Annotated in this window: 9 protein-coding genes; 6 read left to right on the forward strand and 3 right to left on the reverse strand. The window is 60.1% G+C overall.

Annotated elements, in window-relative coordinates:
* Positions 1–18 precede the first annotated feature (18 nt).
* Complete coding sequence (locus tag NKJ20_RS25175; RefSeq protein ID WP_352451959.1) at positions 19–603, forward strand: TetR/AcrR family transcriptional regulator; 585 nt, start codon at positions 19–21, stop codon at positions 601–603.
* A 12-nt stretch (positions 604–615) separates the two neighbouring features.
* On the opposite strand, the gene NKJ20_RS25180 is transcribed toward NKJ20_RS25175, so the two are convergent.
* Positions 616–1,665 (reverse strand): LacI family DNA-binding transcriptional regulator, encoded by a 1,050-nt coding sequence (locus NKJ20_RS25180; protein WP_352747784.1) that lies wholly within the window; start codon positions 1,663–1,665, stop codon positions 616–618.
* A 146-nt stretch (positions 1,666–1,811) separates the two neighbouring features.
* On the opposite strand from NKJ20_RS25180, the gene NKJ20_RS25185 reads away from it, so the two are divergent.
* From NKJ20_RS25185 to NKJ20_RS25205, 5 genes are all read left to right on the forward strand, one after another.
* Complete coding sequence (locus NKJ20_RS25185) at positions 1,812–2,852, forward strand: ABC transporter substrate-binding protein (protein ID WP_352747786.1); 1,041 nt, start codon at positions 1,812–1,814, stop codon at positions 2,850–2,852.
* 125 nt (positions 2,853–2,977) lie between these two features.
* Entirely contained in the window at positions 2,978–4,015 is a 1,038-nt protein-coding gene (locus NKJ20_RS25190) for an ABC transporter ATP-binding protein (RefSeq protein WP_352744840.1), read from the forward strand.
* Positions 4,012–4,899, forward strand: a complete 888-nt coding sequence (locus tag NKJ20_RS25195; RefSeq protein WP_352747788.1) for an ABC transporter permease — start codon at positions 4,012–4,014, stop codon at positions 4,897–4,899. The genes NKJ20_RS25190 and NKJ20_RS25195 overlap by 4 nt, the downstream gene beginning before the upstream one ends.
* The gene (locus NKJ20_RS25200) at positions 4,892–5,683 is read left to right on the forward strand and encodes an ABC transporter permease (protein WP_352747790.1); all 792 of its coding nucleotides are present in this window, start codon (positions 4,892–4,894) and stop codon (positions 5,681–5,683) included. Before NKJ20_RS25195 ends, NKJ20_RS25200 begins: the two co-directional genes overlap by 8 nt.
* A 14-nt stretch (positions 5,684–5,697) precedes the next feature.
* The gene (locus NKJ20_RS25205; protein WP_352744755.1) at positions 5,698–6,618 is read left to right on the forward strand and encodes a phosphorylase family protein; all 921 of its coding nucleotides are present in this window, start codon (positions 5,698–5,700) and stop codon (positions 6,616–6,618) included.
* A 499-nt stretch (positions 6,619–7,117) separates the two neighbouring features.
* Here NKJ20_RS25205 and NKJ20_RS25210 read toward each other — a convergent pair whose 3' ends face one another.
* Entirely contained in the window at positions 7,118–7,600 is a 483-nt protein-coding gene (locus NKJ20_RS25210; protein WP_352726408.1) for a GNAT family N-acetyltransferase, read from the reverse strand.
* 187 nt (positions 7,601–7,787) lie between these two features.
* Positions 7,788–9,524 (reverse strand): adenylate/guanylate cyclase domain-containing protein, encoded by a 1,737-nt coding sequence (locus NKJ20_RS25215; RefSeq protein WP_352747793.1) that lies wholly within the window; start codon positions 9,522–9,524, stop codon positions 7,788–7,790.
* Positions 9,525–10,915 lie beyond the last annotated feature (1,391 nt).

Raw genomic sequence — 10,915 nt, forward strand, 5'->3', positions numbered from 1 at the left:
GGACAGGAAAGAAAGACCATGCGCTACGAAAAGGGCCGAAAAGACGCGTCACGCAGCCGGATCATGGAGGTCGCCGCCGAACGTTTTCGATCTGACGGCATCGCGGCGTCCGGGCTGGCAACCATCATGAGCGACGCCGGGCTGACGAACGGCGCCTTCTATCCGCACTTCCAGTCGAAGGCGGAGCTCGTCCGTGAAAGCGTGGCGGCGGCCTTGGACGCGCAGTCGCATGAAGTGCAGGAAGCATTGGCCGCCGGCGGTCCGGAAATGGCCATAGAGACGTATCTATCGGCCGAGCACCGGGACAATCCTGGAAAGGGTTGCGCTTCGGCCGCGTTGTTGCCGGAAATCGCGCGGCAGCCGCCTGAAACGCGAGCCCTCTATGCCGAGCGCGCTCAATCCCTGGTGCGCCAGATAGCTGAAGCTCTGCCGCAGACGAACGATCCCGAGGGCGCTGCGTTGGGCATGTTTGCAACGCTCATCGGCGCGCTTCAACTCGCGCGCGCCGTGGAAGGAACGGAATTATCGGATCGTATCCTAGCGGCGGGAGCAGCTGCCGCAAAGGCGCTGATCCGGCCGGTTCAAGACGAGGTGGCCTCCTGAGGGCAGCCCGGACTATTCGGCCGGCTCGAATCTGCCTTGCACCAAGACTGTCTCCACCGGCCCAAGCGGATTGATGATCCGGCTCTCCAGGACTTCGATAAGTTTGCGTCCAACACCCGCCATATCCACGGAATGAACTCCGATCTTTGCCGGCAGGAAGCGTGCCAGCCGCGTGCTGTCACGGGTGACAATGTGAACGTCGCGGCCTGGTGTGAGACCCCGCTTGCCGAGAGCGTGCAACGCTCCCAGAAGGCCCAGTTCGTTGGCGCACGCCAAGCCCGTTGGCGGATCTGATGACGCCAGCAAGCGATCGAACCAGCCTGCGCTCGATTCCATGGTGAACATGCCATGACCGATCAACGATTGGTCGATCGGAATACCAGCCTCGGCCATTGCCCTTCCATACCCGGAAAGACGCACGGCACTCGCCTGGTCCTCCGGAACGAGAAGTTGCAGCGCAATGCGTCGACAGCCCTTATCCATGAGCCGCCGGGTCGCCTCGTAGGCAATCTGTTCATTGTCGACATCGACATAAGGATACGCGATATCCAGGTCGGTTCTTCCAAACGCGACGAACGGCATGCGTTTATCCAGCAGCAGCTTGACGCGCGGATCAGCCGACACCAGGCGCGTGATGATCAGGCCGTCTGCGCTGCGCGCCTGAAGCTGCCGCTGCACACTCTCGACGGGATCGTCGTCGGGAGTGGTGGAATAGATGGACAGACTATAACCGGCTTGCCGCGCCGCCAGCGTCATGCCTTCGATTAAAGGAAGCTTCAACAGATCGGACAGATGGTCTCGTGTTTCCATCGGGAGTACTGCCGTCAGCGTCTGCGTTCGACCGGTTTTGAGCGCGCGACCATGATGATTTGGTAAATAGCCGACCCGCTTAGCCGCCTCCTTGACGCGGGCTATGGTCGAGGGCTGCACCTCCGGCCCATCCTTCAGAGCGCGGGATACCGTGGTCACCGAGAGGGAAAGTTCCGCGGCGATCTGCTTTAGATTGGCCATTGTTCGCCCGACTTCATTTGCGAAAGCGCCGGCTGATTTGCTGACCGCCATAACGTTACCGAATTCGACATCCCGGTCAATCGAAACTCCCGTAGGAAGCAGCTTGACTCCAGCGCATTGAGATGCAATCGTAACGTTACGATTACAAAATAATGGCTCTTTTGAGCGATGTTTGATAAAGTTGGGGAGGAGAACCTATGTCCTGGCTACGCATTTCCTTAACAGCATTCGCAATCTCGGCTGCCCTGCCCGTTCATGCGCAAACAGTCACCATCACGACCGCAGGTGGGGATTATGGTAATGCCATGAAGGAAGCCATGTGGGGGCCTGCTGCAAAAGAGCTTGGCTATGATGTCCGCGAGGAGACCCTAAGCGACGGCCTGGCCGCCTTGAAGATGCAGGTCACCTCGGGTGCGGTCACGACCGACGTCATTCACCTGGGCTCACCGGAAGGTGCCCAGGCGGCCGCACAATCGCTGCTGGAGCCACTCGACTACAAGATCATCGATCCGAAATCCGTGCCGGAGGGTGCGAAGTCCGACTACTGCTATCCGTTTGACTCCTATGGCACCGTCATGTCGTGGAACACCAAGACCTATGGCGAGAACCCGCCGAAGACGTGGGCGGAATTCTGGGATGTTGCCAAATTTTCTGGCCGTCGCGCGTTGCGCGCCAATGCGCAAGACTCGATCGAGATCGCGCTTCTCTCCGATGGCGTGGCACCGGCGGACGTCTATTCCGTGCTCAGCACGCCGGAAGGGCTAGAGCGCGCCATCAAGCGGCTTGAAGCGATCAAACCAGATGTCGCCGTGTGGTGGACCTCGGGCGCCCAGTCCGCGCAGTTGCTGAAAGACGGTGAGGCGGATTTGGTCATTACCTGGAACGGACGCGCCCAAACCGTGAAAGCCGATGGCGGCGCGGCTGACTACACGTTCAAGGGTTCGGTCATCGGCACGGACTGTCTTGGGGTGCCGAAGGGAGCGCCGAACAAGGAAGCCGCGATGAAGCTCATCGCAGCGATGACGCAGCCCGCGCGGGTTGCCAAGCTGACCGATTTCATTGCCTACGGCCCAGTCAATCCTGCGGCATATAAGGGTGGCCTTATTCCCGAGGACCGTCTGAAGACCCTTGCGACAGCGCCTGAAAATGCTGGCACTTCGGTGTTTTCCAATTCAGAATGGTGGGTCAAGAATGGCGAGGCTGCCCAAAGAGCCTTCGATGAAATGATGGCTCGCTGACTCTCAGCTCTGACGCATGTCGCGCAAAAATGTGCAGCGCGACAACGACATGCATGAAAACAAGAACCTAAAGCGCGTCGCGTGAAGCCGGTCGAACGCGATGCGCTTCAAGGCTGGAGCACATGATGAAGTCGCTCGCGATCACCATCGAAAGCGTGCACAAGGCTTATGGGTCCTACGTCGCACTGGATGATGTTTCGCTCGACATTCAGGCTGGCGAATTCCTCACGCTGCTTGGACCATCGGGATCGGGCAAGACCACGTTACTCATGGCTCTGGCCGGTTTTGTCAGGCCGGATTCCGGTAAACTTTTCTTGGGCGATCGAGACATCACCCGCCTGCCGCCCAACAAACGAGACATCGGCATAGTATTCCAGAATTACGCCTTGTTTCCCCACATGAATGTCCTGGCGAACGTCGCGTATCCGCTGGTGCTGCGCAAGGTACCGAGAGCGGAGGCGCGTCAGCGGGCGCTTGATACCTTGGCCCGCGTGAAGCTGGATGGTCTGGCGGAGCGCAATATTGCCGCACTATCCGGCGGCCAACGTCAACGGGTGGCATTGGCGCGGGCTATCGTCTTCGAACCGCGCGTGATGTTGATGGACGAGCCGCTGTCGGCGCTCGACAAGAACCTGCGCGAGACCATGCAGTATGAGATCCGGCGTCTGCATGATCATCTACGGATCACCACAATCTATGTAACCCACGACCAGCGCGAAGCGCTGATTATGTCTGACCGGATTGCGGTGATGAATTCTGGCCGCATCCAGCAGATAGATACGCCGCAGCGGATTTATGATCGTCCATCGACCCGCTTCGTCGCGGAGTTCATGGGCGAGGCCAACATTGTGGCCCCGGGCTCAGCGCGCAGAATCGACGGCGCCGAAGCATCACGCGAAACCCTGATGATCCGCGCCGAAAGCTTCCATCTTGATGCGAAGCTCGTCGGGGGAGACGGAGTGGCTCTCGAAGGAATACTGCGCGCCAAAGCGTTCCGCGGCGAGAACTGGCTTTTGACGCTGGCGCTTGACGGCGGGCAAGAGGTTCTTGTCTGCATTCCGGCAGCGCTGGCCGGCGGCTGCGCCGAGCTTGCCGCCGGTCAGCGGATGACCGCATATGCACCAGCAGCGAAGATTCACGCGATACCGGGAGCGATGGCGTGACCGTCGTCCGGGACCCGGCGCTCGCGGCGGATGCGCGGCGCGAGCGGCGGTTTTTTCTTTCACTTTCGCTCCCGGCGCTGTTCATCGTTGGACTGGCGGCGATACTGCCCATCCTTTGGATCATCCGGCAATCCTTCCTGACCACCGGGGGTGAGTACACCGTCGGCAACTACGAGAAGGTCCTTTCGAGCGGACTGACGTGGTCGGCGCTCGTCACGACCCTCGAACTGTCCTTGGGTACGCTGGCGGGCTGCATTCTCCTCGGCACTCCTCTGGCGCTGGCGCTAGCCAGCGTCAGACCAAGGCTGGCCAACGTGCTCATGGCGTTCGTCATGCTGCCGCTGTGGACCTCTATTCTGGTGCGTACCTATGGTTGGCTCGTGCTCTTGCGGCGCGACGGCCTGATCAACGCGGCTTTGACCGGTTCAGGCCTGACGGCGGAGCCATTGCCGCTGGTCTACAACTTCACGGGAACGCTCATCGGCATGGTGCACTACATGCTGCCACTTTTTCTGCTGCCTGTTTATGCTGCGATGCGCGATATCGACCCAAATCTCATTCGCGCGGCTGCGAGCATGGGAGCCACTCTCAGGCAGGTCATCCGCACAGTCATTATGCCGCTTTCGGCGGGCGGCATCTTCTCGGGTTCGATCATCGTCCTCATCTACGCCATAGGTTTTTTCATCACGCCGGCGGTGCTTGGCGGCGGCAAGGTAAATCCGCTCTCTACCCGGATCGAGCGTACACTATCGACCTTTCAGGACTGGGGGTCGGCAAGCGTCCTGGGCATTCTGCTCCTCGTTCTTATGGCGCTGATCGGTGTGATGTTGCTGGCGGCACGCCGCCTGGTGGCCCAGAACACCGTGGAAGCCTCCCATGCTTGAAGCCTATCCGCAAAACAGGCTCGCCCGCATTTTGCTCTGGAGCTTTGCCGCTCTTGTCATGGCATTTCTGATGCTGCCGACGCTCGTGGTGGTGCCGCTTTCCTTTTCGGCGTCGAATCTCCTCGAGTTTCCGCCGCACGCCTACTCGTTGCGCTGGTACGAGAACTTCTTCGGCTCGGCAACGTGGATGGCCGCGCTCAGAACGAGTTTGATCCTTGGGACTTTGACGGCGTCGATCACGGTGCCTTTCGCGCTGCTCGCCTGCATTTCAATGAATCGGCTGGGCGGAAAGACCGCTGCGGCCATCCAGAGCGTCCTGCTGACCCCCTCGATCACTCCAGGTATCCTGCTTGCGATCGGTCTCTTCTTTGTGTTGGCCGCACAACATCTGATCGGAACGCTATTCGGTGTGCTGGTCGGACATGTGGTGCTGGCCGTTCCGGTCGCCTGCATTGTGTTGCTACCCGCTCTCGCCCGCTTTGACTGGAACCAGGTTCAGGCGGCGCGCAGCCTCGGTGCAAACTGGGCCAGGTCCATTGGCGGAATCATCGTTCCGCAACTTCGGATCAGCTTGCTGTCGGCGACATTGATGGCGTTCCTGACTTCGCTCGACGAGTCCGTGATTTCGATCTTCATCGCAAGTGGTCGCAACAGCACGATGCCGAAGCTTATGTTCCTGTCGCTGCGCGATCAGATCGATCCGACCATTGCGGCGATCTCGACATTGTGGACCGTCATCGTCGTGGCTGTGGTCCTGATTGTGACCCTTCGCCAAAAATCCTGACCGAGACTGGAAACATGCCCACCAATTACCATGCAGCCGACGATCTGACGGATCATTCGACGGACATCCCTCAGGTAGGGTTGGCCATCATCACCGGGTCGGCAAACTGGGGGCTTGCCTTCCCGGAAGATGTCGAATTCGATGGTGTGCGCACCTTGCGGCGCGACATGAGTTTTGAAACACCTTTCGGTCGCACCGACAACTGGAAGCTGCTCGAGTTCGATGCGTCGATCACAGCCGAAGGGAGAGCAAAACGCGCGCTGTGCATGTATTCGCACGGCAATCCCCGCGACCGTATCGACCATTCCTGCCATCGCCGCGCGTTCTGGGTATTGATGCGGGCGGGTGTACGGCAAGTTCTCGCCTGCTCGACTGTAGGCGCCGTCAACAAGGCGATCCAGCCGGGCGACATGGTGGTGCCCGCCGATATCATCGAACTGACGCAGACCCCGTTTTCACTGCTTCCTGACCGTCAGAGCTTTGACTGTTCGGGCAAGCAAATCGTGTGTCCAAGATGTGCGGCGGTTCTGGTCGAAACGGCGCGCCGTCATTGGCCAGCCGAATGCCGCGTTTATGGCATCGAACAGCAGTTGGTGGCTGCCCATTGTTATGGGCCCCGGCTGACAACGCCTGCCGAAGCCTTGGCATATCGGGGCATGGGGGCCGATGTACTCAACCATTCCATAGCCCCTGAGGCGACCTTGTCGCGCGAGATCGGCGCGTGTTTCGTGCCTTGCGCGTTCGTGACGGCGGGCTTCAACGACTATATGGATCGCAATCGCCAGAAACTGCTGCAGGAGGACGTGTTGCCGAGCCTCTCCATGACTGCGTCGCGGGTCGCGCTGGAGACCGCCGCGCGACTTCCCGCTGATCCGGAATGCTCCTGTCACGGCTTGAAGTCGCCTCAGCCGAAAGAACGCTCCAGCCGGTTCTGAGACGACCTTGGTGCGCCGGATAGCTGAAGCTCTGCCACCGACCAAGAATCCCGAGGGCGCTGCATTGGGCGTGTTTGCGACGTTCGAAACGCTGAGGGCGGCGTTTGAGGATTAGGGTCAAAACTCAATCAGACTGGCTGCCGCCAATGGCCCAGATGGGCGGAACTTGCCGTTTGAATTAGTCGGCGGGAATGAGCACAGAGCGCCATTTGCTGACAATCATGGCCCTTCACCATTGCGGTCGTTCTCGCTACGACCTGATGCGGACCCGAAGCGGATGGTCGTTTGATCCGGTTAAACTCAACGCGCCACCCGACCACGTGCGCCATCTCGAGACGTTCGCGAAAACCTCCACGTCGGTCGCGACTCGACCATGGAGCGGAAGTACAGGCGAAGTACTGTTTCGTTCGAGATGGCCTGGTTCAATCTCCAGCATCCTCCTCCTGCCAAACTGGCCGGAGCGAATGCCGGCCGCGAGCGAGTGGCCTTTGAGCGTAGCTCAGAGCGTCTTGCTCATCATCAGGATCGGAACCGGAGCGCCGCCACGGTCATCGACGAATTTCTCGGCGGGCTGGTAGCCGCAGGCTCGATAGAGCGGCACTCCTGCCATCGTGGCTGCCAGATCGGCACGGCGGAAGCCCTCAGCCTTAGCGGCACGTTCACACAGCGAAAGGATAAGGCGACCGACGCCTCGCCGGACAAAGTCCGGATGCGTATACATGGCTCTGATACGCGCCGCGTCCGTGGTTGGATCAAGCAGTGCCGCGTTGCGTCCCGGTGACTGATCACCACCATACATGGTCGTGCGCCGGCTCCAGCCACCGCAACCTGCCAGGACGCCCTCGTGCTCCACGACGAAATAGGTGCCATCATCGACAAGCTGCGTGTCCAGCCCCATGATTGCGCGGCTGGATCGGATCTGGTCATCGTCGAGAAACGGTTTCTGGAGTTCGGAGATCGCTGCATCCATGAGCGCAATCATGGAGGCGAGGTCCTCGCGTCGCGCTATCCGGTGCCGAAAGTCTTCACTGGCCATGTTCAAGCACACCATGAGGCGAAACAAACGCACGATATGGCGAATTTCGTTCCGTCAGAAGACCAAAATATTCGTTGCTGCGGCAGCCTTGGGACGCCTGTCGACAGCAGGCCGAAGGTATAACCAATGACAGTCATTCTGGCAGCCCCGCCATGCGATAACCTTCCACGATATGCCGGCGCACGTCTTCGGCTGGGAATGGCTGCGAATCCGACCAGTGCCGGATAGTGAAGTGCGGATTGCTTATCATGAACATTTTCGCCTCCCAGCGCGCTTCCTCCAAACGGCCAAGTTGCGCAAGGCTTGCTGCAAGCAGGCGTCGTGAAGTCGTGCGATAGGTTTCGGGCCTGCGCAGCGTTTGGATCGCCGATTCGTAGTCGCCCAGGGCATATTGGGCCTGGCCCAACATCCAGTAATACCAACCGGGCGGGTGAGGGTTGAGTCGCAGTGCCCTGCGGACCTGCTCTATGGCTTCGGCAGGTTGGCCCTTTTCCGTCGTCAACTCGGCCTGCATTGCCCAGGCGTCGGCGTGGTTGGGGTCCAACTCGTGGGCAGCATCGAATTCGGCATCCGATTCCACCCAGCGACTCTCATGTCCAAGTATGACGCCCAATACCCATCTGTTCCCGGCGTCGTTCGGGTCGAGTTCGACCGCCAGCTGTGCTTCGGCGAGCGCTCTTGCGCGGTTGGGGTCCATCGGTTCGTCCCAGAACTCCCAGCCCAGCCAGAGGTTGAGTGCCAGCCAACGGTGCGCCTCCGCGTATTCCGGGTCGAGCGCGATTGCCCGGTCTAGCAGCAAAATGGCCTCTTTCGCGGTGAGCGCCGTTTGCAGGCCAAGGACCCGGGCACGCACACAGAGATCATAGGCCTCCAGGTTGCTCGGTCTGTTGCGCGCCGGCGCGGTGGTCAGGCGGCCAACCAGAGCCTCGACAATCTTGCCGGTCACCTCGTCCTGAACGGCGAAGATATCTTCTAGGCTCCGGTCGAATCTTTCGGCCCAAAGGTGGTCACCCGCGATCGCGTCGATCAGTTGGGCGTTGATACGCACCCGTCCAGCGGCCCGCCGTGCACTACCTTCAAGAAGATGGCGAACTCCCAGTTCTCGCGCGATGCGACGCACATCCACGTGCCTGCCTTTGTATGCAAATGCCGAGTTGCTGGCGATGACGAACAACTCGCTTGTCCTCGACAGATCCGTGATCAAATCTTCGGTGAGGCCATCGACAAATGCCTCCTGCTCCGGATCATTGCTCATGTTCGTAAAGGGGAGGACGGCAATGGAGGGCTTGGCGGGGAGTTGCAGAGGCGCTTTCTCCGCGAGCCCGCCATCGTCCGATGCGGTCGACACCCGGATCCGGTAGACAGACACTGGTTCGGTGACGTTCTTGATCGCTTGCGGACCAAGTTCGTCGAAGCCGCAATCGAGCTTCCGCTTGACTTGGTCGTAGACGCTGCCGGACACACAGACATCTCCTGCCCCGGCCATTGCCTGGAGCCGCACTGCGACAATGACGCCGTCGCCGAACAGATCGCCGTCCTCGACAACGACATCGCCCAGATTGATGCCGATATGCAGGTAGATTCTCCGGTCGGCGGTCACACCCTCGTTTGCGGCCGCCATCCGCTTCTGAAGGTCCACGGCGCATGACACGGCGTTCACCGCGCTTCCGAACTCGACCAGAACGCCATCACCCATCAGTTTCACAATACGGCCATGACGGTCGCGGACGAGTGGTTCGAGGATTTCCTTCCTCCTCCTCCTTAAAGCGGCCAACGTTCCTTGCTCGTCCAGGTCCAGAAGTCGACTGTAGCCCACCACGTCGGCAGCCAATATGGCGGCAAGGCGGCGTTGGGCGCGTTCTTCGGCCATTTCGCGTTGCTTTCATTGAAAGCAGAAAAGCGAATTTTATGCCGCCCATTTCAAAAGTCTATCAGGTTGACTTCGAGGCTCGATCGCCAAGCAGCTACATAGGGTGATCGCGCCTGTCGATTGTCCCCACTGGGGCCACGACTTGCGCTTGGGGCTCGTCTTGGAGAAGGTCAGCAAGGGGTCAGTGCCGAGTGCCGCGAATGTCGGCTATCGGGCAGTGAAATGGGCCGACGAAGGGCAGCTCAGGGTCAGATCGCGTCATGCGACGCTCGCAACTGATCGACTGCAAGGGTCGGAACTCGGTCGTCTTAGAGTGATTTGGGTTTTGGCGGCTAGAGCGACCCGGCATGAGGTGGTCCGGACTGTGAACGAGGGTGTCGGCAGAGCGCGTCTCATAGGGGGCCACAAGCCAGTGCCCCGCCACCGACAAACACCGGCGGGCGGGTGCCTCGGGGACACGATGGTAGATTGCCAATGCGTTCGCGGGTGTGGCCTTAAGTCGCAAACTATTGGCTTCAGAAGCAGGGCGTCGGGCTTCATTGACGTGCTACCAACACCATATGGTCCGTAGCCCTCCCAAACGAGAGAAGCTCGCCCCGACGGGTCGCACTGCGGCCGTCAGCCGGCAATTGCTGTGAACTAGGAAACCATCATGCCTGAAAATATCAGACTAACTTCGAGAGACGTCCCTCTCATTCAGCTAGGCCTCTATCAGTGCCGCTTCCCGGTGAGCGAAGACCCGTCAGTACCCGGCGGCTATCGTTTTTGTGCTGGGCCAACTTCGCCGGATCGCGTCTACTGCGATCACCACCACCACATTGTGACCGCAGTGGACCCTCGTCGAGCCCGTTCGGGTCTTCACCTCGCTCAACGACGCGCCGCGTAAATCTGGCTGGCGGCGGCCTCCCGGCCAGGCGCTATGCGCTCCAAGGCCTTGGCTACGACCATTCCGTCGGCTCGGTCTGGCCCATCCTCCCTTATGCCGTCTTCGCCGATGTCTCCCCCTTCGCCCGATTGAGAACGACGACTTCTCGCCGAAGCGATCGCTTCGGAATGCCGTCGTAGCCCGACCCGAAGCTCAGTGAGCTTTTGTAGAGGTCGAGGGTCCAATCCAACGTCTGGACTCCACTGGAGTGCCTGCACTCGAGAGCGATTGGCTCTCCGGCAGCCGATAAGGATCCAAATTTAAGCGCCACTTGCCGCCATTCATCGTTTGGCCAGTGAACTGTCGCTTTCGATGCACAGCGGTCGTTCCTGGCAACGCGCGCCGTTCGCGCGCTGGCGAGCAGCGGCCCTCGCCTTTCTTGATAGTGTGCTGAAGGTTCTGCAAAAAGTATTGGAGAGAGAACGGCGCTTGCTCTGAGGGGCGAGCGGCCATGGCACGGTGGTGA

Source organism: Mesorhizobium sp. M0185 (genome assembly GCF_040322175.1).
Classification (GTDB): domain Bacteria; phylum Pseudomonadota; class Alphaproteobacteria; order Rhizobiales; family Rhizobiaceae; genus Mesorhizobium.